Origin of the sequence: Rheinheimera salexigens (assembly GCF_001752395.1) — a bacterium.
In the GTDB taxonomy this organism is placed as follows: domain Bacteria; phylum Pseudomonadota; class Gammaproteobacteria; order Enterobacterales; family Alteromonadaceae; genus Alishewanella; species Alishewanella salexigens.
The window spans coordinates 1,043,546-1,069,065 of the sequence record NZ_MKEK01000001.1 but is presented as its reverse complement, the minus strand read 5'-3'; the positions used below and the strand labels follow the sequence as shown (position 1 = coordinate 1,069,065).

The following is a 25,520-nucleotide window of genomic DNA, read 5'->3' as shown; positions in this document are numbered from 1 at the left end:
ATGAGCGATTCTGAAGTCCATGTCACACGGCTACACTATCATAAGCAACGCCGTGTGCTTGATGTTCACTTTGCTGAACAGAATTTTACAGAGCAGCAATCATCGGAAAAAAACAGCCCTAATATTAAACAAGCTAGCCTGACGGCTGAATTTTTGCGGGTGTATTCACCGTCGGCAGAAGTTCGCCGTCATGGCAATCCCATATTAGTCAGCAATAAAAAACAGGTCGGCATAAAGCAGCTAGTAGCGGTAGGCCAATATGCGGTTAAAATTGTCTTTGATGATGGTCATGATAGTGGCATTTATAGTTGGCAATACCTGCAGCAATTAGCCACTAATCAAGCCACTCTTTGGCAAGATTATTTACAGCGACTCAGTGCTGCAAATGCTAATCGTGAAGCCAGTATTGCCATTAATTTTAGGCCTTCTTAACTTCTGATGCCAAAGCAGCGCTAAACGCTAAGGCATCCACTTCCGCTAACGGTCTAGCATAATAATAACCCTGCACCGCATCACAACCCATACTACGTAATAAATCGAGTTGCACTTCTGCCTCAACACCTTCGGCTAAAATACGCTTACCTAAACCATGGGCTAATTGAATCATGGTTTTTACGATCATCATATCCGAATCATTTTTGGCCATTTCAGCAATAAAGCTGCGATCAATTTTGATTTTATCTATGGGCATTTGGCGTAAATAAGCTAGCGATGAATAACCAGTACCAAAATCATCAATCGACACCCGAATCCCCATTTGCTGCAATTCAATAACCAGGTTAGATCCAATTTCCATATCATGCATAGCGGTGTTTTCAGTAATTTCTAGCTCTAACATTTGCGGTGACACATTATATTGCAGCAAAAACTGTTGAATTTTTGCTTTTAGTCCTTCCTGCTGAAAATGTAATGGCGACATATTAACCGCTAGTGGAATAAACACATTTTGCTGCTGCCACCTTTGTAACGTTTTAATGGCCTGCTGTAAAATCCACACATCCAGCTGACGACTTAAGCCTAATTGCTCGACATAGGGTAAAAAATCACCGGGCATTAATAAGCCTTTAGTCGGATGCTGCCATCTAATCAACACTTCAAAGCCATCTAGCTTATTCTGGTGTAAGCATAACTGCGGTTGAAAATATAACACCAATTGCGACTGTTCCATTGCCGCGAAAATATCATTTTCCCAGCTAATTAAGCGTGTGGTTTCGTCTTCCATACCGGGTTGATAAGCCAACCAAGGATTTTGGATCCGTTTCGCTTGGTGAAACGCAATATTGGCTTTTTGCAATAAAGTATCAGCGGTAGCGGCATGACCCGGATAGCAAGAAAAACCAATACTGCAACTTAATTGCAATACACCTGAGTCCAGAACAAAATTCTTTTCCACTAATTGGGTAATATGTTCCAGAGTAAATTGTAGCTGTTTATCATTTGCCACATCGGTAATGACTAAGGCAAAAATATCGCCACCGGTGCGGGCAATCAATACCGGTTTAATAATACTTCGGCTAAAGCGCTCGACTAATAAACGTAATATTTTATCGCCCTGCTTTATCCCTACTGATTCATTCACCGTTTTAAATTTATCTAAGCCCAGCATTAATAGATATACCGGTTTATCTTGCTGTATTTGTAATTGCATATCTAGCTGCAACAATAATGCTTCACGATTCAAAGCGCCGGTTAGCTGATCATGAGTATCTAAATACAGGGTTTTCTTAGTTAACTGCTTATTATTATTGCGTTCATGCTCTTGTAACCAAATCAGTAAGGCTAAGCCCATACTACAGAGTAAAAACAACTCGATACTTTTAAAAATTAACACTCGTTCGATAGACATCACCCTATCTGGGGTAAACATTAACCATAGCGAAAAATAAATATATAAGGCGCCCCAGCCCAGCATGCTCATTACTGACAAACGTTGTCCTAATGACTTTTCTAATTGTTGCCATAGGCCCAAAGCAGCAATTAATAGAAATACGCCCATAATAAAAATACGTAAATCGGCTTGAAAATAGTCTTGCCAATTGGCTAAGCCATCAAAAATGTAAAAAGGTAATACACTAAAGGCACCGGCTAATATAGCGCTAACAATCAGTTTTCTCGGGGTAAAATATCGGCTTATTTTATCTAAAGCAGGCCTTGTTTGCAGCATGCCTAATAATAAAAACACGGCAAAGCTATAACTGGCGGCCACGACAACAATATTTAAACCGGCATTCAGGAACGCGTTAGATAGCCCCCCTTGCCGCCAGATAATACAGGCTTGATAGAGCGAAAAGGCGGTAAAAGCGAGCAACCAAGATTGAATATAACTTTGCCGATAAATGCGACTGAATTGCCAAAGCATGTAGCTGAGTAATAGCGCTACCCCTAGCTGAGTTGAATAAACGGTAAGTCTGGCAAAAATTTCGACTGTCACTACAATTAACCTAAAATATACTTAGCAATACAATAACAAACTACATCTTCCTATTACAACTGATAGAAGTATATTTACTGCCATCGTTAAGCTTTAGCTAAGTTTTAGCTAAGCTTTAATAAAGGTTTGAGCCTAAGGTAACGCAGCGTATACTAGGGTTTAACAACTAAGAATTGCTGGAGTTTTCAATGGAATATAATACCTCAGAATTATGTGATCTCTATGCCGATGTTATCGACGTGGTAGAGCCTATCTTTGCCAGTTATGGCGGTCGGCGCTCATTTGGTGGTCAAATTACCACCATTAAATGCTTTGAAGATAATGGTTTAGTTCGTCAAGTTTTGTCTGAACAAGGCGTGGGTAAGGTGTTACTGATTGATGCCGGTGGTTCTGCACGACGTGCCATTATTGATGCAGAACTCGCAGCAATGGCGGCTACTAATAATTGGGAAGGTATCGTCTGTTACGGTAGTGTTCGAGAATTAGATTTATTAGAAGACTTTGATATTGGTATTCAAGCGGTTAATGCGATTCCCGTTGGTGCAGACGATCAAGGCTTTGGTGAAGTTGAAGTGCCGGTTAATTTTGCTGGGGTAACTTTTTTACCGGGTGATCACTTATATGCCGATAGCACCGGTATTATTATGTCACCTGATGCCTTAGATATTGAGTAAAGAATCACCATAATGCTTAAACTTTTTAATTCAACGTTGTTAAACACCCTGTGCCAGCCAAGAACCGGCGAGCAGCGTATAGGCCAACAACTACAGTTACCGCAAACCGCACTTGATTTAACGGAGCTAGCCTTAGCTGAGCAATTGGCACTAAGTAAAAGTCAGGGTTGTCGTTATGTATTAGTGGGTATTACTGAAGATATTGGCCCTAGAGCAAACTTAGGTGCCGGCGGTGCTGCCGACGCCTGGCAGGCATTCTTAACAAAATTTGTAAACTTACAAAGTAATGACTTTATTGACTCTAAACAGATATTATTGTTAGGCGAGATAGACTGTAGCGATTTACAAACACAAGCAACTCAGCTTAGCGCCAGCAATACCGAGCACTTACAGCAGCTACGCCAACTAGTTAACGTTATTGACCAACGGGTAGAGCCGGTTATTACTGCAATTTTTGCCGCCGGGCTGTACCCGATAATTATTGGCGGTGGCCACAATAATAGTTACCCTATACTTAGCGCTCTGGCTAGCGTTAGCCAACAAGCCGTCAATTGCGCTAACCTAGACCCCCACTCTGACTTTAGAGCCATAGAAGGCCGGCATAGCGGTAATGGCTTTAGTTATGCGTGGCAACAGCAAAAACTTGCTCAATATTTTGTGTTAGGTTTACATGAATTAAAAAACTCTACGGCCAATCTGGCTTTATTAAAGCAAGCCGGTGCAGAATTTATCAGTTACCAACAGATTTTTGTGCGCCAACAATTTAGTTATCGCCAAGCTTTAGAGCAATGTATTAAGTTTATCAATCAAGGCAACAACCCTATCGGCATTGAAGTCGATACTGATAGCATTAGTTTAATGCCCGTTAGTGCATTCACTAATTGTGGTATTAGCGTCGCAGCAGCAGAGCAGTTTGTGTATCAACTAGCCAAACTGCCCCGTAGTCAGTATTTACATTTAGCCGAAGCGGCACCTGCTCAGCACCCAGCTGGCTTAGCGGCGGGTATGAATGAAGCCGGTCAAACCTTGGCAGCATTAGTTTATGCCTTTATTCAAGGCAAGCAGCAACAACCAGCAGAATGATAATTTAAGCAGTATGTTTAGTATTAACTTCGCTACCTGCTATCACTAACTGTTGTAATGTACTAACGCCAAATTGATAGCACAATTCAGCCGGCTGACTTATATCATAACAACCAAAGTCAGCTCGCATTCCTGCCGCCAATACACCTCTATCAGCAAAGCCTAGTGCTTTAGCTGCATGGCGAGTGACACCAAGTAAAGCTTCTTCTGGGGTTAAACGAAATAGGGTGCAGGCCATATTTAACATTAATGGTAATGAGCAAAGCGGTGAGGTGCCAGGGTTAAGATCAGTAGCTATCGCCATTGGCACAGCATGCTGGCGTAAAAGCGCAATAGGCGGCTGCTGGGTTTCGCGTAAAAAGTAGTAAGCGCCCGGTAACAATACCGCTACCGTGCCCGCTTTTGCCATTGCTTGTACACCTGCCTCATCCAAAAACTCAATATGATCTGCCGATAAACCGCCAAATTCAGCCACTAACGCACTACCGCCTAAATTCGATAATTGCTCAGCATGGGCTTTAACCGGCAAACCTAACGCTTTAGCTGCGGCAAACACTTTGCGGGTTTGCTCTAAACTAAAGCCAATGTTTTCACAGAACACATCAACGGCATCGATTAAGTTGAGTTGCTGCAAAATAGGCAACATGGCACAAACAGATTCAATATAACCATCGGCATCATTGGCAAACTCAGCAGGTAAGGCATGGGCACCAAGAAAGGTTTTACTAATACTAATAGGATGGTGTTGGTCTAGTAAGGATGCGACTTGAAGAATTTTAGTTTCATTTTCTAAATCTAAGCCATAGCCAGATTTAATTTCCACTGTGGTTACGCCTTGCGATAATAGAGTATTTAAGCGCTGTTTGGCTAAAACAAACAGGTGTTGCTCTGAAGCTTGTCGGGTTGCTGCTACGGTCGATTTAATACCGCCACCAGCGGCGGCAATATCTTGATAATTAGCACCGTTTAAGCGCATTTCAAATTCATTGGCCCGACTACCGGCATAAACTAAGTGGGTATGACAATCAATTAGCCCGGGCAAAACCCACTGTCCAGCCATGTCATATAATGGCGTTGCCAGAGTATCAAAAGCCGGCAATTCAGCCTGTGGCCCGACATAAGCAATAACGCCATCTTTAATCGCTAACGCGGCTTTTTTAATGCTGCCATAGGCGCTGCCATTATCCTGCATGGTGGCAATATTTGCGTTTAGCCATACGCCATCAAACTGCTGCATAGCATCTTGCTTAGTCTGTTGTTTAGAATTTTGCATAGTGCGCTCCTTTTCAGTGGTAAAACTGAACATTATTTTAAGCTAATCGTCACTTATAAAACTAATTTACCCCGAACCGCTTGTATATACAACCAAGATGCTTTATTTTTTAATATAACTATAAACATAATCTAGGCTAGGGGGTGGGCATGGCTATCGCAAAATTTGCAGAAATAAAAGAATACATCCTAAGCCAAATTGAAATTGGCGTTTGGCCTGAACATAGTCGAGTACCGTCTGAAAATGATTTAGCAGGCCAATTTAGTGTCAGTCGTATGACCGCACGCCGAGCACTGCAAGAATTAACCGAGCAGGGTATTTTATATCGCACCCAAGGTGTCGGTAGCTTTGTGGCTGCATTAAAATCACAATCATCTTTATTAGAAATTCGAAATATTGCTGATGAAATTAATGCTCGCGGCAATACTTATCACGCCAAGTTAGTGCAATTAACAGAGTTGCCCTGCCCGGCCATTATTGCCGAAGCCCTAGGTTTGAAGCGTAATCAGCCAGTTTATTTTTCGTTAATTGTGCATATAGAAAATCAATTACCACTACAGCTTGAAGCCCGTTATGTCAGTCCAGTATTGGTGCCAGACTATATTAAGCAAGATTTTAGCAGTCAAACACCGCATCAATATTTAAGCTTTATTGCTCCGCTAACCGAAGCTGAGCATACCGTTGAATCTATTTGGCCAGATAATTTTACTTGCCAACATTTACAGCTAAAAAAAGCTGAACCCTGTTTGCGTTTAACTCGACGCACTTTTAGCCGTGAAGGCGCAGTCAGTTTAGCTTACCTAACATCACCTGGTAGCCGCTATCGTTTAGGCGGTCACCTTAACTTTTTACTTCCCACCAGCAGAGAGACTATGTAATGACTGATCCTCGTATTGATGAAAGTCGTGTTATTCGCGCCGATCGCGGCAATAGTATTAGCACCAAAAGTTGGCAGACTGAAGCTGCTAAACGCATGTTAATGAACAACTTAGATCCTGAAGTGGCTGAGCATCCGCAAGCCCTAGTGGTCTATGGTGGTATTGGCCGTGCCGCGCGGGATTGGCAGTGCTATGATAAAATTGTTAGCGTACTTGAACGCTTAGAAGATAACCAAACCTTATTAATTCAAAGCGGCAAGCCAGTCGGCGTGTTCCCTACTCACCCTGATGCCCCTAGAGTATTAATTGCTAATTCAAACTTAGTGCCAGCTTGGGCTAACTGGGAGCACTTTAATGAATTAGATAAAAAAGGCCTGATGATGTACGGCCAAATGACTGCCGGTTCATGGATCTATATTGGCACCCAAGGCATTGTTCAGGGCACTTACGAAACTTTTGTCGCTATGGCTAAACAACACTTCGCTGGTAATGCGGCTAATAAGTGGATTTTAACTGGCGGCTTAGGCGGCATGGGTGGCGCACAACCCCTAGCAGCAACCATGGCTGGGTTTCATATGCTGGCTTGTGATGTTGATGAAAGCCGGATCGATTTTCGGTTAAAAACCGGTTATGTCGATAAAAAAGCGCATAACTTAGATCAAGCCTTAGCGTTATTAGAGCAAGCCCAACAAGACAATACTCCAACTTCGATTGGTTTAGTGGCCAATGCCGCTGATGTGTTTGCCGAATTAGTTAAACGCGGTATTACCCCAGATGTTGTGACCGATCAAACTTCAGCCCATGATCCACTAAACGGATACTTACCACAGGGTTGGACAATGCAACAAGCGGTAGAGCAACGCAAACTAGACCCAGATACTGTGGTAAATGCGGCTAAAACCTCTATGGCTGTGCAAGTTAATGCTATTTTAACCATGCAACAACGCGGTGCCGTTGCTACCGATTACGGTAATAATATTCGTCAAATGGCGTTAGACATGGGCGTAGAAAATGCGTTTGATTTCCCAGGTTTTGTGCCGGCTTATATTCGACCGTTATTTTGCCAAGGTATAGGTCCATTCCGCTGGGTGGCGTTATCTGGTGATCCGGAAGATATATATAAAACTGATGCCAAAATTAAAGAATTAATACCAGATGATGCACATCTACATAACTGGTTAGATATGGCCAGAGAGCGAATTCAGTTCCAAGGTTTACCCGCTCGTATCTGTTGGATTGGTTTAAAAGACCGCGCCCGTGTTGCTAAAGCTTTTAATGACATGGTTAAAAGCGGTGAATTATCAGCACCACTGGTTATCGGCCGCGATCACTTAGATTCAGGCTCTGTCGCCAGCCCTAATCGCGAAACTGAAGCCATGTTAGATGGTTCAGATGCCGTATCAGATTGGCCGCTACTAAACGCTATGCTAAATACCGCTGGCGGTGCCACTTGGGTATCACTGCACCATGGCGGCGGTGTTGGTATGGGTTACAGCCAACATAGTGGCGTAGTCATTGTTGCCGACGGTACTGCTGCTGCAGAAGCGCGTTTAGGCCGAGTGTTGTGGAACGACCCAGGTACTGGCGTTATGCGCCATGCCGATGCCGGTTATGACATTGCCAAAGACTGTGCTAAACAACAAAACTTAGATTTACCTATGATCACGGAGTCATAATATGAGCTTTAAATTACATTTAGTCCCGGGCCAGCTCAGTTTGGCTGAATTACGCCAAGTACAACAACAAGCAGTGGAATTAAGCTTAGATAAATCTGCTATTGCCGCCATTGACAAGTCAGCAGAATGTGTCGCTAATGTACTGAAGCAAAACCGTGTTGTATACGGTATTAACACCGGTTTTGGTTTACTGGCTAATACTAAGATTAAAACTGAAGAGTTAGAATTATTACAACGCTCTATCGTATTATCGCATGCTGCTGGTTATGGCGATTTAATGGACGACAGCACTGTACGTTTAATGTTAGTGCTGAAGATTAACTCTTTAGCTCGTGGCTTTTCTGGTATTCGATTACAGGTAATAGAAGCGTTAATTAAATTGGTTAATGCCCAAGTGTATCCGTGTATCCCTAAAAAAGGTTCGGTGGGTGCATCAGGTGATTTAGCGCCCTTAGCCCATTTAGTATTACCATTAATTGGCGAAGGTGAAGTGAGCTACAAAGGGCAAATTTATGATGCCCGTGAAGGTTTAAAATTTGCTGGTTTAGAGCCTGTTACCTTAGCCGCAAAAGAAGGCTTAGCCCTGTTAAATGGTACTCAAGCCTCTACAGCCTTTGCCTTAGAAGGCTTATTTAAATCTGAAGACTTATTTGCTGCTGGATCAGTTATTGGCGCCATGAGTGTTGAAGCAGCGATGGGCAGTCGTTCACCGTTCGATGACCGCATTCATCAAGCGCGTGGCCAACAAGGTCAAATTGATTCTGCGGCTATTTACCGCCATTTATTGCAGGATAATTCAGAGATTGGCCAGTCGCATACTAATTGTGAAAAAGTCCAAGATCCATACAGCCTACGCTGTCAGCCACAAGTTATGGGCGCTTGCTTAACCCAAATTCGCCATGCTGCAGCAGTTTTAGTGGTAGAAGCCAACGGTGTTACCGATAACCCGCTAGTGTTTGCTGACGATAACGATATTTTATCTGGTGGTAATTTCCATGCCGAACCGGTAGCAATGGCCGCGGATAATTTAGCGTTAGTGATAGCTGAAATAGGCTCGATATCAGAGCGCCGTATGGCATTGTTAATTGATGCCACCTTAAGTAAGTTACCGCCGTTTTTAGTGCCTAATGGCGGCGTCAACAGTGGTTTTATGATAGCGCAAGTAACGGCTGCGGCTTTAGCATCAGAAAACAAATCGCTGGCTCATCCTGCGTCGGTGGATAGCTTACCTACTTCAGCAAACCAAGAAGATCATGTCTCTATGGCAACCTTTGCTGCTCGCAGATTAGCCGATATGGCTGAAAACACTTTAGGCGTATTAGCAGTTGAATATTTAGCCGCCGCCCAAGGCCTGGATTTTAGAGCGCCACTAAAAACCACAGCTGTACTGGAGCAAGCCAAGCAGATATTACGCGACCACGTTAGTTTTTATCAGCAAGATCGGTATTTTGCACCCGATATCGAACAAAGTGCTAATGTTATTCGTCAACTTAAACTCAATAGCCTAATACCTGGCAAGCTACTTTGTAGCTTCTAATTAAGTCTTAGTATTAGCGAGTGTTAGCACAGCAGGCACTAATAACCAAGGTTACTAGTGCCTGCTGTGCACTTGCATTGTTTACCCTTTGGCTATAGATTGCCCCGTACAGTTGTCGTACTGATAATAATTAGCATTATTGTGGAGCTAGTTAATGCCCAATTTAAAAGTTGCCCATAAAGTAATTATCGGTTTTAGTTTCATCGCCTTACTATTATTACTCTCAAGTGGCTCTGCTTTAGTTAATTTCAGCCGTATTAATGATTCCAATCAACAAGTCACTCAAATTGCCGTTCCTCTGCAACAACACAGTAATAGCACCCAAATTCAATTATTAAAGCTCGCCAAGCTATCTGCGCTAGGTTACACCGCGGATGGTGTTGCTGAAATTGCTTTTTATAAACAAGCGTTTAACTCTGCTGAGCAAGCGTTAGACCAACAGTTATCAGCACTAAGTAAACTTACCGCTGACGAAAAAAACTACGCTGCTATTATTGATAACTTTAACCTGCATTACGACGATTACACTGCCGCAGCAAGTGCGATGTTTACTGCGAGACTTACTGCTATTGATTACCAACAACACACTGATACCGAGTACCTAGAACTACAACAAATTTTAGATAATGCTGGTGCTAGTTTACTCGATATTTCTTATTTAGAATTAGCCGACAAAAAACTTACAGAGTTAATTACCGGTACTGGCAGTAGGATTGATGGTCAATTACTGGGGCTAATGAATACGTTAAAAGAAGTAGCATCAGGTACTGACGCCAGTAAAGCTGAAAATATACAACAAAACATAAGTTTTTCGTTAAGTGATATGCAAGTCAATATCGACTATTTAGCAAACTTATTAGTAAAACAAGACAGTGGCGGATTATGGCCAGAGTTCACCCAACAAATAGACCAATTACGCCAGCGCTTACAAGCAGAAAACAATTTAACGACAATAAAAAAGCAGCAATTAACTCAGCTTAAATTAGCTCGCCAACAGTTTGTGCTTGCTGAACAACAAATTGAACAGGCTATTAGCGCATTAGATTCGTTACTGACTGCTGCTGATAATCAATTAAGTCAGTTACAACAAAAAATGACCGGCACTGTCAGCTCAGGTACCAACCTTACCTTAGGTTTAACCTTAGTATTAATTCTGCTCGCTATTACTACTGCCTATTTCACTATAAATGTGATGCTAAAACCATTAGCCGGAATCAATAAAGTATTAAGTGAAATTGCCAAAGGCGATTTAACACGGCAATTAAATTTAAGCCAACAAGATGAATTTGGTGCCCTGGCAGCGAAAGTAAATAGCTTAACCCAAGCCCTAAGCGGCCTAATTATTACCATTCAACGCAATGCCAATGAGCTGGATCAATTTACCAACCTATCTGGCCAAGAAATCAATGAGATCAATCAGTCCTTACAACAGCAGCAACAACAAATCGTCTTAGTCAATGATATCACTTTACAGTTAGCGCAAAGCACCCGAGACATCGCTAGCCGCTCAACAGCAGCTTCAAACGCAATGCAACTAGCGCAACAACAAAGTAGTGAAATTGACGATATTGCGAAGCAAAATAGCACTTTAATTAATAGTTTGGCTCTGCAGCTAACCAATACCAGTGGTGTCATGACTAACGTTAATGAAGAAGCTAATAATATTGGTAGTATTCTCGCTACTATTCGTGATATTGCCGAACAAACTAATTTATTAGCATTAAACGCTGCAATTGAAGCCGCTCGTGCCGGTGAACAAGGCCGTGGTTTTGCCGTAGTAGCGGATGAAGTGCGTTCATTAGCCAATCGTACTCAGAAAGCCACAGCAGAAATAAGACAAATGATTGCAACCTTACAGCAGCAAAGCCAACAGGCTGTGCAAGCTGTTGGTCAAGGTAAGGAAGATGCCGATCGATGCGTAGAGCAAATGACTGCACTAGTGGCATCGCTAACAGCAGTTAACCAAGCAATTGGTCAAACCAAACATATTAATGAACAAGTTGCTGCAGCCACAGAAACTCAACTGGAATTGGGCCATGCTATAGATAAAAATATGCAGCAGATGGTTGCGCTTGCCGGTGACAGCAGTAAAAAAGCCCAGCGCACTTTAGCCCATAGTGATGATATCGCTAAATTAGCCACGCAACTTAAACAAGATACTAGCGCTTTTAAAGTGGGGTAGAATAAATTGAATGCTTAGTAGCTTAAAGGCCAGAATTAAGATCCTGATTGAAAGCTTAGTACGAGGTTAATACTACAATAGTACGCTTAGAAAAAGAAAAGGCTGACAATGTCAGCCAAGCAGGAAGTATATCTAAGTCCATTTTTTTTATTTTTATGTGCATTCCATTGCACAGCCATGATGCCAAACCAGTAACAAAAAACTCGATGAAAATGTGATATTGTGCTTAAATCACCACAAGTTGCTGCTTACCATGTTGTTTCTGCTGCTTTTTTAAACTCTTTTGATCAATTAATTGAATATTCGCTTCTTGAGCAAAAATCCATGCTTGACCACTAAAACCAGAAAAACTCACAACCACACCAGCAGTAATATCTTCTGCTAGCATCTGTTTAAACAAACTACGAATTAAACCAATACCAACTTGTTGTGTTTTTGGCTGAATAAAAACTAACTTTTTCGGTTTTGCATTTAGGCATAGGTAATGTTGATGGGCTTGAGCTGAATACTCTAACTTGCCTTGCGTGGTTAAATACTGCTGCGCAGCAATTATAAATTGTTGTTGCCTTTGCTTTAACGACAGTAAATTAGGTAAGTTAAGATTTAAAAGACTATGCTGTGAGTCTAGCTCGATAAACACGATAATATTTAAGATTAAAGTTAACAAAAACATCAGGACAAAAATCCACAACATAAAGGTTGACCAAAATGCACTTAATACCCAGCCACTATTACTTAATAGCAGTGAATGCTCAGCAAAAAGTAAATAGATCGCGCCAGCAATAAATCCTAAAAACGTGCTTATTGACGATACCAACAACCATTTATTTTTCATTTGCAGAGCCGCCATTAGTAGTGATGCATATAGTGATGAATAATGATTATTAGCTTTCACTCGCAAATTTACTTAATAAACAAATGATAAATGCTTTATAAAACACATTAATAAGTTTTAGCGCCATATTTCAGCCACAAAACTATTAATAGTCGCAGCCCGCTAGTCATTCTATTACACTAGGCATAAAGTCATTACTACGGCAGACTATGAGTACCGCACCCAGCCTGTTACACCCAAATAATCCGCATCATGGTCGCTATGATCTTAAGCTGTTATGCCAAAAGCATCCTGCATTACAGGCGTTTATCCAAACCAATCCAGTGGGATTGGCCACTATAGATTTTAGCAATGCAGCCGCAGTACAGACATTAAATGCAGCCTTGCTTGCTAGTTATTATCAAGTTGAATTTTGGCAGTTGCCGGCAGGTTATTTATGTCCGCCTATACCAGGACGGGCGGATTATTTGCACTATGCCGCAGATTTAGTAGCTGATTTAATAAAACAAACCTCAGGTTCCCAGCATGATGGCAGTGCTAAACCGATCCGCATGCTAGATATCGGTTGTGGCGCTAATTGCATCTATCCTATTTTGGCGACGCGAAGCTTTGGTTGGCAAGTAGTAGGTTCTGAAGTTGATACTAACGCTTTAAAAATCGCTAAAACTATTATCAGTGCCAACAATAATTTACAGAGTGCCATTACGTTACGCCATCAAAAACAGGCTGGTTCCATTTTTCAAGGTGTTATTAACCCTGATGAATACTTTGATTTATCGGTGTGTAACCCGCCTTTCTATCGTTCAGCACAGGAAGCCGCCGCCGTAAACCAGCAAAAATGGCAAAAGCTGGGTAAAGTTAAGCAAGGCCGTAACTTCGCCGGTAGCGCCAGCGAACTTTGGTGTGCAGGTGGCGAGTTAGCTTTTATAAGCAAGATGATTGCAGAAAGTAAACAATTTGCCCAACAAGTGGGTTGGTTTACCACCTTAGTCTCGCAGCGTCAGCATCATAAACCGCTGTTAGCTTTAATAAAGCAGCAAGGCAAAGTGCAAGTTAAACAGCAAAAAATGCAACAAGGCCAAAAAAGTAGCTTGCTACTAGCTTGGCGCTATACCGATTAGCTCGCTTATTTTAAGTCTTAGCTAGCACGACATAACGTCCGGTAAATTCTGCAGCTACTTTATCGGCTGACAGCACCAAAACAGTTATCACTTGGCTGGCTTTTTTCGCTAACGTCAGTGGCGTTAAATCGCCAATACAATGTTGTAATTGACAGCGTGCACTTGGCTTAGTTGATATCGGTGACAAATAGCGGATATTGCCTTCTGCCAACACAATATCGCCGTTTAAGCCTGCGGCTTGTAATTGTAGATACACCATACCCCAACCGGTTAGGGTGGCTAAGGTATAAATACTGCCGGCAAACATGGTCTGATGTAAATTAATATTAGGAGCTAACGGTACTTGGCAGCTAAAGGTATTACCGTCAAATCCTGTAATACTTAATTGCATAAATTCACTTAACGGTATGGTTTGCTGCCATGTAGCACTAAGTTGTTGACACCATGCCGTAAATTTCTCATTGCTTGCCTGTAATATAATCACTTTTCGCATCTGAACATGGGCAAGACCATATAAGCTATCTGCCACCGCATGCTGCTGATAGCCTAATTTATGATAAAAATCTTGTGCCGACTCTCGAGCATTCAGGGTGATGCACTGGCATTGCCATTTTACAGCTTGCTGCTCTAAACCTTGCAATATTCGCCGTCCAGCCCCCTTACCTCGATATGCATCAGCCACTGCCATATAGCGTACCTGAGCCAAAGTATTAGTGCATTTGTGTAGCCGGCCTACCGCAGCAATATCGCCATCAGTATTAACCAGCATTAAATGATGTGCTTCTGCCTCTAGCTCATCCCGCTCTGAACCTAATGGCTGCTGCCAGGGCTGGCGTAATATTTGCCAACGCAATTGATAATACTGCTGCCATTCAGCGGTTGAGCTTGGCTCGCGTAATTGCCAGTGCCTCATTGGCTTAAACCTCTAGCACTATTGCTAAACAAACTTTGAATGTAAATATTAAGCCGTGCCATCATTCTCTTGCTCTTGCTCTTGCTTATCTGCATCAAGCTGTTGTAATAATGCCGTAAGCTCCGCGCCTAGCAGCACCACTACCCAAGATAAATATACCCAAACGAACAAAATAGGCACTAGGGCTAAGGCGCCATAGATAGCCTGGTAAGACGGAAAATGACTAATATAAAGGGCAAAACCACGTTTAAAAAATTCAAAGAGTACGGTCGCCAGTAATGCACCCCAAATAGCATGTTTCATTTTCACTTTGGTATTAGGCACGACTAAGTACAACAGAAAAAAAGCCAGTAATGAAAATAAATAAGGCACTAGTCCCAGAAGAAAGGTCGACATGCCTGGGCTGTAATTATCTGCATATTTTGTTAGCGTTATTAAGTAAGAGGTTAACGCAATGGAGCTGCCTACTAAAACGGGGCCTAAGGTTAAAATCATCCAATATATTGATAATGAGATAATTAATCGCGGTCGCTTAGTAATACGCCAAATTTTATTCAGACTTTTATCAATATTGTGGATGAGCATTAACGCCACGACCATCAGCGCACCAATACCAAAAGCCGTCATCTTAGCGGTATTACCAATAAACTGAGTCATATAAGTTTGAATTTCATCGCCACGAGAAGGAATAACATTGGCGTACATGAAGGCTTCTATTTCTGTGCGCAGATCGGCAAACATGGGAAAGGCGCCTAGCATAGAGAAAATAACTGCGATTAATGGCACTAACGACAATAAAGAAATATAAGCCAAATAACCGCTAATCACTGTGATTTGGTCCTGCAAACAACGTTGTACATAAAGCCGGGCAAAGCGAATGCTATTGGCCATAAATTGCGTAACTTTGCGCTGCATAACAGTCCCCATTTAATATAACTCCCTAAAGCATACCCGAAACACGTATTCACAACCAGTTAGATATTATGTAGATTATTGGTAAATCAGCACGCTGCAAACAGATTTTTTATGTTTTTTAGCCAATAAAAAAGCCAGCTTACGCTGGCTTCTTAACTAAACTAAAGATTAACCACGACTAGCACGTTTGCGATCATTCTCAGTTAAATGACGCTTACGTAAACGAATTGATTTAGGTGTTACTTCAACCAATTCATCATCATCAATAAACTCTAACGCTTGTTCTAAAGTGTAACGAACTGGCGGTACTAAGTTAATTGCTTCATCAGTACCTGAAGCACGTACGTTAGTTAATTGCTTACCTTTCAAACAGTTAACTGTTAAGTCATTGCTGCGGCTATGAATACCAATAACTTGGCCTTCATACACTTCTTCAGCATGGCCAATAAACATACGGCCGCGCTCTTGTAAGGTAAAGATAGCATAACCCGCTGCGCGACCCATGGCATTAGAAATCATAACACCATTCATGCGCTGACCAATGCTACCGCCTTTATAAGGGCCATAGTGATCAAAGCTGTGGTACATTAAACCTGTACCTGAAGTGATAGTCATAAAGTCAGTTCTGAAACCAATTAAGCCACGGCTTGGCATCATGAAATCTAAACGAATACGGCCTTTACCATCTGGCTGCATGTTAGTGATTTCTGCCTTACGCTCACCCATTTTCTCCATGATAGAACCTTGATGCTGCTCTTCACAGTCAATGGTAACGTTTTCCATTGGCTCCATTTTTACATCATCAATCACTTTCATGATAACTTCTGGGCGTGATACAGCTAACTCGTAGCCTTCACGACGCATGCTTTCAATTAATACACCTAAGTGTAATTCACCACGGCCAGAAACACGGAATTTATCACCGTCTACAGTTTCTTCAACCCGTAAAGCAACGTTGTGTTTTAATTCAGAATTTAGGCGATCTAAGATTTGACGTGAGGTAACAAATTTACCTTCTTTACCAGCGAATGGCGACGTATTAACTTGGAACGTCATCGTTACTGTTGGTTCGTCAATCGTTAACGGCACTAATGCTTCAACTTTCGTTGTTGCACAAATAGTGTCAGAAATTTTCAACTCGCCTAAGCCAGTAAACGCAACAATATCACCCGCACTAGCTTCATCAGTTTCAACACGCTCTAAGCCTAAGTAACCAAATACTTGGCCTACTTTAGCATTACGTTTTTTACCATCAACGCCAACAATAGTGACTTGTTGATTTGGCTTAATAGAACCGCGTTTAATACGGCCGATACCAATAATGCCTAAATAGCTAGAGTAATCTAACTGTGATACTTGAATTTGGGTTTCACCGTTTAGCTCTACAGCTGGTGGTGCAACGTGCTTAACAATTGAAGCGAATAAATCATCAATGTTTTCTTTTTTCTCATTGTAATCTAAGGTTGCCCAACCATTTAAGGCTGACGCATAAACAATAGGAAAATCTAACTGCTCATCAGTAGCACCTAAGTTATCGAACAAATCGAATACTTGGTCAATAACCCAATCAGGACGTGCACCTGGACGGTCAATTTTATTAACTACGACGATTGGCTTTAAACCGTGCGCGAAAGCTTTTTGAGTTACAAAGCGTGTTTGCGGCATAGGGCCATCAACAGCGTCTACTAACAATAAAACTGAATCAGCCATTGATAATACCCGTTCAACTTCACCACCGAAATCGGCGTGACCTGGGGTATCAAGAATATTAATGTGATAACCATTCCAGCGCACTGATGTGTTTTTGGCTAAGATAGTTATACCGCGTTCAGATTCCTGCGCATCGGAGTCCATAACTCGCTCTTTTAATTTAGCGCGAGCATCGAAGGTGCCTGATTGCTGTAATAATTTATCAACCAAAGTCGTTTTGCCGTGGTCAACGTGGGCAATAATGGCAATATTGCGCAGTTTGTCTAAGTTTGTTGCGGTAACGCTCATGTAAACATATCCTCTGTGGCACTAGATGACCGTAATGACCACTAGGCAATAATTAACTTTTACGTTAAGGGCGCATATTCTACTCTTTTTTTACATGGAAAGAAAAACTGCATCTTAAAAAATATGCAATTTTTTTTGTTTGATGCTTTATAGCAATAGATTTAGCCCCAATGTCTATTGCACCAATATAAAGCCATGATGCACCATTATAGTGCAAAACAATGCAATTGACGACTACTATTAATTAGTTTATCCAATAAATACATAAACTTAATTAATTGGCATATAATTAGCTTGTATTAATAAAGTAGCATAAGTTAAACCAATATAATTAGTGTCAACACAGCCGTTCAAAAACAGATTAACTGGAGGAATGCATGACTGCATCATCTGTAATGAGTTTTATAAAAGAAAACGAAGTAAAGTTTGTTGATTTACGCTTTACTGATACCAAAGGTAAAGAGCAGCACGTCACCATACCAGTCAATCAAATAAACGAAGATTTTTTTGAAGATGGCAAAATGTTTGACGGCTCATCAATAATCGGCTGGAAAGGTATTAATGACTCAGACATGATTTTAATGCCTGATCCTTCTACTGCGATATTAGATCCGTTTTTTGAAGAAACCACCTTAAACATTACTTGTGACGTTATTGAGCCAAGTACTATGCAAGGTTACGATCGCGATCCTCGTTCTATCGCCAAACGTGCTGAAGACTATTTACGCTCTACCGGTATTGCCGATACGGTATTATTTGGTCCAGAGCCGGAATTCTTTATGTTTGACGATATTCGCTTTGAAACCACTATGTCCAGTTCATTCTTTAAAATTAACTCTACTGAAGCGGCATGGAACTCAGGCACTAGCTATGAAGATGGTAACAAAGGCCACCGTCCAAGCGTAAAAGGCGGTTATTTCCCATTACCACCAGTAGATTCTGGCCATGATATTCGTAGTGCTATGTGTATGGTACTAGAAGAGATGGGCCAAACTGTTGAAGCCCATCACCATGAAGTTGCCACTGCAGGCCAAAATGAAATTGCTACAAAGTTTAATAGCTTAACCAAAAAAGCCGACGAAACGCAGCAATTAAAATACGTTGTGCATAACGTGGCGCACTTATATGGCAAAACCGTAACCTTTATGCCAAAGCCTTTAGTTGGCGATAATGGCTCAGGTATGCATTGTCATCAGTCTTTGGCTAAAGACGGTGTTAACTTATTTGCTGGTGATAAATATGCTGGCTTATCAGAGTTAGCCTTATATTATATCGGTGGTTTAATTAAACACGCTAAAGCGTTAAATGCTTTTACTAACCCCACCACTAACTCGTACAAACGTTTAGTGCCACATTATGAAGCACCTGTTATGTTGGCATATTCAGCGCGTAACCGCTCAGCGTCTATTCGTATTCCACTGGTACCTAGCGCTAAAGGGCGTCGTATTGAATGCCGCTTCCCAGATCCTGCAGCCAACCCATATTTAGCCTTTACTGCGCAATTAATGGCTGGCTTAGATGGTATCCAGAATAAAATTCATCCAGGCGATGCTATGGATAAAGATTTATATGACTTACCGCCAGAAGAAGCAGCGAATATCCCTCAAGTGGCTAGCTCTTTAGAAGAAGCATTAAATGAGCTAGATAAAAGTCGAGCGATATTTACTAAAGGCGGCGTAATGACCGATGCCATGATTGATGCATACATTGCCATTAAGCGTGCTGAAGCGCTAAGAGTTGCGGTTGCTGTACATCCATTAGAGTTTGAATTGTATTATAGCGTTTAAACATATAGCGTTTAAACATATAGGGTTTAAATACAACAAGCTTTAATTCAAGCTAACTAATACCAGCCCACTACGGTGGGCTTTTTTTAGTAGAAATATTCAACAAAGCAGGATAAAGTAGCCCTAGCAATAAATATAATAAAAGCAAAAAAGGAATTGGGCTGATAATGAACAAGGTTTTGTTACTGTTAGTATTGTGTGCAGTGTCTTTGCCAATCTATGCGGATCAGCAAGCAAAGAAAGTATTTGTTATGCGCGATGCAAATGGCGTTTTAGTTTTTTCTGATAGCCCACAAATAGGCGCAGAAGAAGTAAGCTTTAACTCACGACCTAATATTATGGCGGCAACCGATACCACTTTTCCCGTGACTAAAAAACCGGCAAAAGAACAATTCGAAGTCAGTATTATTCAGCCTGAAGATCAAGCCACCGTTCGCGATAACACCGGTTCAGTTTATGTATCAGGCCGCATTACGCCAATGTTTAAGCGCGGTTTACGAGTAAGACTTCTGGTTGATGGCCAATCTCAGGCTGAACCACAAAGTAATGCTGTGTTTATCTTACGCGACATTGAACGCGGTGAGCATAAATTACAACTAGAGTTATTCGACCAAAACGGTAAATTAATAGCAACCAGCCCTACCACCACCTTTTATTTACACCGTGCATCTAGAATTAATCCAGGTGCTAATTAACCCCTATAATTAATTCATTAGCTAGTGCAATTTGCGCTTAGCTGCTTTACACTGCCAAAATAACGCACCAAAATGGTGCAAAAGGAATGGCAGTGGCAAGCTCCTCACCGACAATAGATGTACTTATCTGCGCCCAACTGACGACAGCGGTATTATTACTGGATAGTCAGTTAAACGTGACTTATTTTAATTCGGCCAGCAGTGCTTTATTTGGCTTGGGTGAAAAACGTATCCTCAACCAGCCCTTTGCTCAACTTTTTCAATATAACGATGTTAACATTCAACGTTTTTATCAGGCTGTTAACCAACAACTTAATTTTAATGTGACGGATGTCAAAGCGGTTAGTGTTGATAGTCGGCATTTATTGCTCGATATCACCGTGACCTATTGTGATAATCCAAGCCAGCATTTATTGCTAGAAATTAGGCAAATTGACCAACAACGTAAAATTAGTCTGGAAAACTTACAACAACATCAGCATTTAGCCGCGCGAGATTTAATTCGCGGCTTAGCACACGAAATTAAAAATCCTTTAGGCGGTTTACGCGGTGCCGCACAATTACTTGAGCTGTCGTTAGATGCTGAACAAACTGAATATACTCAGCTGATAATAGCTCAAGCCGATCGCTTAACCAACTTAGTCAATCGTTTACTCGGCCCTTATCGACCGCCGAAAATTCAGCACAACAACTTACATCACATGATCGAGCAAGTTCGGCAGTTGGCCCTAATGGATAATCCGCATCAAGTACAATTTAGCTTAGATTATGATCCTAGCATTCCTGATTTTCCATTTGATACCGAGCTATTACAACAAGCCTTACTGAATATTGTACGCAACGCCCAGCAAGCATTAGTTGCTGGGGGCATAATTTGTTTACAAAGCCGAGTCTTGTTTCAACATACCCTGCACGGCAAGCGTTATAAATTAGTCGCGCTTATTAAAGTAATTGATAACGGTCCCGGCATAGCGGCAGAAATAAAAGATACCCTGTTTTACCCCATGGTTAGTACTCGGCCACAGGGTAATGGCTTAGGTTTATCCATTGCCCAAACGCTGCTGCATCAACATGGCGGCTGGATAGATTGTGATAGCTGGCCGGGCCATACCGAATTTAGTCTGTATTTACCCATCGTAAATAGCGAGAATTAAACCATGCCACAAAGTGTTTGGATTGTTGACGACGATAACTCAATTCGTTGGGTATTAGAAAAAGCCTTAGCCCGCGCCAATATTAGCACCGAGAGTTTTGCTTCTGCAGACTTAATGTTGCAACGTTTAGACTATCAACAACCCAGTGTGGTTATATCTGATATTCGTATGCCTGGCAGTAATGGCATGCAGCTATTAAATAAGTTACAGCAGCAACTGCCTGATTTACCCGTTATTATTATGACGGCTCACTCTGATTTAGATAGCGCGGTTAACGCTTTTAGTCGTGGCGCTTTTGAATATTTACCTAAGCCATTCGATATTAATGAAGCCGTTAGCTTAATTAGCCGGGCTTTAGAGCACGCAGCGGCTAATAATAGCCTTGAAGAGAGTGTTAGCAGCACGCTATCTTCAGAAATCATTGGTGCTGCACCGGCCATGCAAGAGGTGTTTCGCGCCATAGGTCGGTTATCTCGTTCCAGTATTAGTGTGCTTATTAATGGCCAATCGGGTACAGGTAAAGAGTTAGTGGCCAGAGCGCTGCATAAACACAGCCCGCGTCATGCCCAGCCATTTATTGGCTTAAATATGGCGGCCATACCTACAGAGCTTATTGAATCAGAATTATTTGGCCATGAAAAAGGCGCTTTTACCGGAGCCAGTACCTTACGCAAAGGTCGTTTTGAACAAGCAGATGGTGGTAGCTTATTTTTAGATGAAATTGGCGATATGCCGCTGCATGTACAAACCCGTTTACTGCGGGTATTAGCGGAAGGCCAGTTTTATCGTGTAGGGGGCCATCAAGCTATTACTGTGGATGTGCGTATTATTGCTGCTACCCATCAAAACTTAGAACAACTTGTCGCCGCGGGTCATTTTCGGGAAGACTTATTTCATCGTTTAAACGTGATCCGCATTCAATTACCGCCGCTAAAAGAACGCAAGCAAGATATTCCGCAGTTAGCGCAACACTTTTTGCAACTTGCCGCACAAGAGCTTGGTGTAGAGAAAAAGAAGCTTAGTGCTGAAGTAGAGCAAGTCCTTAGCGATTTAGATTGGCCCGGTAATGTGCGCCAATTAGAAAACACCTGTCGTTGGTTAACGGTTATGGCCAGCGGTAAAAATATTAGTAAAGCTGACTTACCCGCTGAATTACTTAATACCGTCACAGTAAAAAACGCGGACGCAACCGCAATACTGAATGCAGTTACAGGCGCAACTTCGGGCGCTGCAGCAAACGGGACAAACAGTGATAGTTGGCAAGCGTTATTTAAACTTTGGGTAACAGAACAACTACAAGGCGAAAGTACCGATATTGCCCTAGCCGCACAAACAGAACTGGAAACTATTCTGTTGCAGCAAGCATTAGATTTTAGCCAAGGCCATAAACAAGATGCCGCTAAACGTTTAGGCTGGGGTAGAAATACCCTAACCCGCAAATTAACTCAGCTAGGGCTAAAATAAGCACTAGCTGAATTAATTACAGTTGCCGTTTATTTAATACTTGATACAAGTCAAACGGACAGTACAATGATTCTCTGAACTACAAGATGTTGATTGACTACAAGTCATTTGCTTATCAACTTGATAAGCGCGCTCAATAAAATCTCTTAGAGCAGTATTGAAGTTTTGGCCTTGGTTATGAGAAAGCTCAAAAGATGCCATATTATTACTGGCTGTACCATAACCTTGGATTTCTTCACAAAAAGAGCCTGATGAAACACAGATCTTAACAGCACCGCTAATTGAGTTGAAAATTTGGAACTGAATGGGTTGCACAGTAACCAGCGCCATTCCTTGTTGAACCTGCTGGCCATTTGAACTATTACGTAACATGTTATCGGCAACATTAGTAATGGCTTCTGTTCTATATATACCTTTATCAATAATATCGCCATTTTTATACTTAGGACCTCTTTTAGAGGCAATCTCATTTAGTTTATCGTCGTGGTATTCAAGGTTCTCTTTTACGGTTGCTAATTCACTTGAAGGGTTACCCACTTTATAAATTTCGTTACATCCAGTGTCATTGCAACAGACCTCTTCTGTTGGATCGCAGACATAAACTACCTTTTGATAAAAGGTGTTATTTTGATTTGCATTTCTAAAAGCCCAAAGGGTCTCGTTTGCTATATTATCAAGTTCAGAGCATTGACTTGTACATGCCGAAACAAAATCATAATCTACATGAACTAAAACTCCGTTTGATCTTTGTATAACACGTTTAGCATATACCTTATGCTCTGAATTATTTTCGTCTTTAAAGTACAAGGTAAAAACGTCATATTGATATGCAGCACATGCAGCACTCCCTTTATTAATGCTATCATAACAAGTATTAGCTGATGCATTGTAAGAAACAAAAAGTAAAGCAATTATAAAAATTATTTTTTTTAACATGTAATTCCCATATTTCAATATTTCAATATTTCAATATTTCAATATTATTTATATAGCTATAAGTACGCACATAGCTATGCATTAGGTATCCCCTATTTAGTGGCACTTGATTATAACCTAAAACAAGCTTTTACCCATTCAAGAATTACCTAATAAAGGTACATTGTGAGGTGGTAGATTGCGATATCACATTTTCATTAGATTTTTCGCATGAAAAAATCAATATCATTTATAAGTAATTGTAATTTATATTAATTATTATATTCACTTTAACATCAAAACTTATAATATCAGCTAAATATCATATATTTTTCATTTGAATTAGAAGTTATATTGACTAATCATCACTCACCTACAAGTTAACATTTTTCGTTGCAGCTTTTGATGATAATATCTAGATAATGACCATTAACCAAAGCAGCACTGCAAATTCACTAATTGAATTATTGCAATTAAGTAGCACAAAAAGCAGATGCTGATATTTAATGGCCTGTACAATTAATAATGTACACCAACAATTTACAATCATCTGCTAATCATGCCTTAGTCAGCTTTTGCTAATTATCTATTTGCTCAAGCGTTATGAGTATTTCTCGTTTGTTTATGTTTTACTCGCTTATGTTGAGCTTGTTTTTTAGCCTTAGCTAACTGCTGCCGTTGCTCTGGCGTTAAAACCTGCAACAGGTCATATTGCAATTTCAAACGTTGTAGCTGTCGCTGTTGTTGCTGTACTTGACGTTGCTGAAGCAGTTGTTCTGCTTGCGCTTGATCAAAGTGATCAGCTTGCATTAATTGGCTTATTGCCGCTTTAGTGTCACTATATTGCTGTTTGCTCGCGCTTTGGCTATTACGATCTGCTTTATGTTGCTGGATTAATAACTGCATTTGCTGCTGTTGCTCATCCGTTAGATCAACCGATTTAAACATACGCATAAATCTATGTTGCGGTGAATGTATTCTAGAATGTTGTTTATACTGTATATTCGACTTGGCGCTAGTATCAACCTGTGCTACGGCGACACTAGCCACACTTAAACTGCTTACTGTCAGTATTACTGCAATTAAAGTAGATAATTTTATGTTCGCTTTCATTTTGATTACTCCGTTGCTTGGTAATTTATTTGATTCATGCTGTAACCGATTTGACAGTTACAGCATAAAACATCCAATGCAAAGCAACGCAAACAACAGGTAAAGATCCTGTAAAGATAAACTGCTTACAACCTAGATTGCGTACACTCAAGCAAAAGGAGGTGCTATGTCAGCCATATTAATGATCGATGATGATATTGAGCTTTGCCAGCTGGTGGCAGAATATCTGGCACTTGACGGTTTAAGCTTTCATGCCGAGCATACTGGGCCTAATGGTTTAGCTGAAGCCAGAACAGGCCAATACCAGTTAATATTATTAGATATTATGCTACCAGGCATGGATGGTTTAAGCGTATTAAAAGCACTGCGTAATGACAACTACTGCCCAGTTTTAATGCTTACTGCCCGTGGTGATGATGTCGACCGTATTGTTGGTTTAGAGCTAGGCGCAGACGATTACTTAGCCAAACCCTTTAACCCGCGTGAATTAGTGGCACGCATTAAGGCTATTTTACGCCGCGCCGACTTAATGCAAGCGCCCACCAACCTTACTACCATTCTTAATGTTAATGGCTTAATACTTAATCCGCAAAATCGTCAAGTACAATGTAATGACCAAGTATTGAATTTAACCGTAACTGAATTTCAGTTACTGGAAATTCTGATGCAGCAACCTGGCGTAGTGCATAGCAAAGATGAGTTAAGTAAAAAAGTATTAGGTAAGCGATTACAAATGTATGATCGCAGTTTAGATATGCATATCAGTAATATTCGTAAAAATTAGTCAATATTGCCCGGATGAAAAATTAAAACGTTGCGCGGTGCCGGCTATTTATTGCTGCCAGCTGAGTAATACTATTTTATGGTCATTATAAT

General features: G+C 41.1%; 21 protein-coding genes. 13 read left to right on the top strand and 8 right to left on the bottom strand.

Annotated features, from left to right (window positions below; all coding sequences use genetic code 11):
- On the top strand, nt 1-432 hold the full coding sequence (locus BI198_RS04960) for a gamma-butyrobetaine hydroxylase-like domain-containing protein (protein WP_070048557.1): 432 nt from the start codon (nt 1-3) through the stop codon (nt 430-432).
- Here the strand turns inward: BI198_RS04960 and BI198_RS04955 are convergent.
- Nucleotides 419-2,431, bottom strand: a complete 2,013-nt coding sequence (locus BI198_RS04955) for a putative bifunctional diguanylate cyclase/phosphodiesterase (protein WP_070048556.1) — start codon at nt 2,429-2,431, stop codon at nt 419-421. The genes BI198_RS04960 and BI198_RS04955 overlap by 14 nt on opposite strands.
- 188 nt (nt 2,432-2,619) lie before the next feature.
- On the opposite strand from BI198_RS04955, the gene rraA reads away from it, so the two are divergent.
- Together rraA and BI198_RS04945 are read left to right on the top strand one after the other, a co-directional pair.
- A complete protein-coding gene (rraA, locus tag BI198_RS04950) occupies nt 2,620-3,105 on the top strand; it encodes a ribonuclease E activity regulator RraA (RefSeq protein ID WP_070048555.1) in 486 nt (161 codons plus the stop codon).
- Nucleotides 3,106-3,117: 12 nt separating this feature from the next.
- Entirely contained in the window at nt 3,118-4,188 is a 1,071-nt protein-coding gene (locus BI198_RS04945) for a formimidoylglutamase (protein WP_070048554.1), read from the top strand.
- Between the two features lie 4 nt (nt 4,189-4,192).
- On the opposite strand, the gene hutI is transcribed toward BI198_RS04945, so the two are convergent.
- Nucleotides 4,193-5,461, bottom strand: coding sequence for an imidazolonepropionase (hutI, locus tag BI198_RS04940; protein WP_070050669.1), 1,269 nt, complete (start codon nt 5,459-5,461; stop codon nt 4,193-4,195).
- A 149-nt stretch (nt 5,462-5,610) separates the two neighbouring features.
- Here hutI and hutC point away from each other — a divergent pair, with 149 nt between their 5' ends.
- The 4 genes from hutC (at nt 5,611) to BI198_RS04920 (ending at nt 11,734) form a co-directional block, all read left to right on the top strand.
- Nucleotides 5,611-6,339, top strand: a complete 729-nt coding sequence (gene hutC, locus BI198_RS04935) for a histidine utilization repressor (protein WP_070048553.1) — start codon at nt 5,611-5,613, stop codon at nt 6,337-6,339.
- Nucleotides 6,339-8,015, top strand: a complete 1,677-nt coding sequence (gene hutU / locus BI198_RS04930; protein ID WP_070048552.1) for a urocanate hydratase — start codon at nt 6,339-6,341, stop codon at nt 8,013-8,015. Before hutC ends, hutU begins: the two co-directional genes overlap by 1 nt.
- A gap of 1 nt (nt 8,016) precedes the next feature.
- Entirely contained in the window at nt 8,017-9,552 is a 1,536-nt protein-coding gene (hutH, locus tag BI198_RS04925; protein ID WP_070048551.1) for a histidine ammonia-lyase, read from the top strand.
- A 154-nt stretch (nt 9,553-9,706) separates the two neighbouring features.
- Nucleotides 9,707-11,734: a methyl-accepting chemotaxis protein gene (locus BI198_RS04920; RefSeq protein WP_070048550.1), complete on the top strand. Its 2,028-nt coding sequence runs from the start codon at nt 9,707-9,709 to the stop codon at nt 11,732-11,734.
- 226 nt (nt 11,735-11,960) lie between these two features.
- Here BI198_RS04920 and BI198_RS04915 read toward each other — a convergent pair whose 3' ends face one another.
- Nucleotides 11,961-12,569: a restriction endonuclease gene (locus tag BI198_RS04915; RefSeq protein WP_070050664.1), complete on the bottom strand. Its 609-nt coding sequence runs from the start codon at nt 12,567-12,569 to the stop codon at nt 11,961-11,963.
- 209 nt (nt 12,570-12,778) lie between these two features.
- Between BI198_RS04915 and rlmF the strand changes: the two genes are divergently transcribed.
- Complete coding sequence (rlmF, locus tag BI198_RS04910; RefSeq protein ID WP_070048549.1) at nt 12,779-13,690, top strand: 23S rRNA (adenine(1618)-N(6))-methyltransferase RlmF; 912 nt, start codon at nt 12,779-12,781, stop codon at nt 13,688-13,690.
- 10 nt (nt 13,691-13,700) lie between these two features.
- Here rlmF and BI198_RS04905 read toward each other — a convergent pair whose 3' ends face one another.
- The 3 genes from BI198_RS04905 to typA all read right to left on the bottom strand — a co-directional run bounded on the left by BI198_RS04905 (nt 13,701) and on the right by typA (nt 17,516).
- Nucleotides 13,701-14,603 (bottom strand): bifunctional GNAT family N-acetyltransferase/hotdog fold thioesterase, encoded by a 903-nt coding sequence (locus tag BI198_RS04905; protein ID WP_070048548.1) that lies wholly within the window; start codon nt 14,601-14,603, stop codon nt 13,701-13,703.
- 48 nt (nt 14,604-14,651) lie between these two features.
- Nucleotides 14,652-15,518 carry a virulence factor BrkB family protein gene (locus BI198_RS04900; RefSeq protein ID WP_070048547.1) on the bottom strand — a complete coding sequence of 289 codons (867 nt, stop codon included), beginning with the start codon at nt 15,516-15,518 and terminating at the stop codon, nt 14,652-14,654.
- A 168-nt stretch (nt 15,519-15,686) separates the two neighbouring features.
- Nucleotides 15,687-17,516, bottom strand: coding sequence for a translational GTPase TypA (gene typA, locus BI198_RS04895; protein ID WP_070048546.1), 1,830 nt, complete (start codon nt 17,514-17,516; stop codon nt 15,687-15,689).
- Between the two features lie 377 nt (nt 17,517-17,893).
- Between typA and glnA the strand changes: the two genes are divergently transcribed.
- The 4 genes from glnA to glnG all read left to right on the top strand — a co-directional run bounded on the left by glnA (nt 17,894) and on the right by glnG (nt 22,616).
- Nucleotides 17,894-19,303 carry a glutamate--ammonia ligase gene (gene glnA / locus BI198_RS04890; protein WP_070048545.1) on the top strand — a complete coding sequence of 470 codons (1,410 nt, stop codon included), beginning with the start codon at nt 17,894-17,896 and terminating at the stop codon, nt 19,301-19,303.
- Between the two features lie 167 nt (nt 19,304-19,470).
- A complete protein-coding gene (locus tag BI198_RS04885; protein ID WP_070048544.1) occupies nt 19,471-19,998 on the top strand; it encodes a hypothetical protein in 528 nt (175 codons plus the stop codon).
- A gap of 86 nt (nt 19,999-20,084) precedes the next feature.
- Nucleotides 20,085-21,152 (top strand): nitrogen regulation protein NR(II), encoded by a 1,068-nt coding sequence (glnL, locus tag BI198_RS04880; RefSeq protein WP_070048543.1) that lies wholly within the window; start codon nt 20,085-20,087, stop codon nt 21,150-21,152.
- A gap of 3 nt (nt 21,153-21,155) precedes the next feature.
- On the top strand, nt 21,156-22,616 hold the full coding sequence (gene glnG, locus BI198_RS04875) for a nitrogen regulation protein NR(I) (RefSeq protein ID WP_070048542.1): 1,461 nt from the start codon (nt 21,156-21,158) through the stop codon (nt 22,614-22,616).
- 33 nt (nt 22,617-22,649) lie between these two features.
- On the opposite strand, the gene BI198_RS04870 is transcribed toward glnG, so the two are convergent.
- On the bottom strand, nt 22,650-23,552 hold the full coding sequence (locus tag BI198_RS04870; RefSeq protein WP_070048541.1) for a hypothetical protein: 903 nt from the start codon (nt 23,550-23,552) through the stop codon (nt 22,650-22,652).
- Between the two features lie 573 nt (nt 23,553-24,125).
- Entirely contained in the window at nt 24,126-24,644 is a 519-nt protein-coding gene (locus tag BI198_RS04865) for a Spy/CpxP family protein refolding chaperone (protein WP_070048540.1), read from the bottom strand.
- Between the two features lie 166 nt (nt 24,645-24,810).
- Between BI198_RS04865 and BI198_RS04860 the strand changes: the two genes are divergently transcribed.
- Nucleotides 24,811-25,428: a response regulator transcription factor gene (locus BI198_RS04860; RefSeq protein WP_083256560.1), complete on the top strand. Its 618-nt coding sequence runs from the start codon at nt 24,811-24,813 to the stop codon at nt 25,426-25,428.
- The last annotated feature ends 92 nt before the right edge of the window (nt 25,429-25,520 follow it).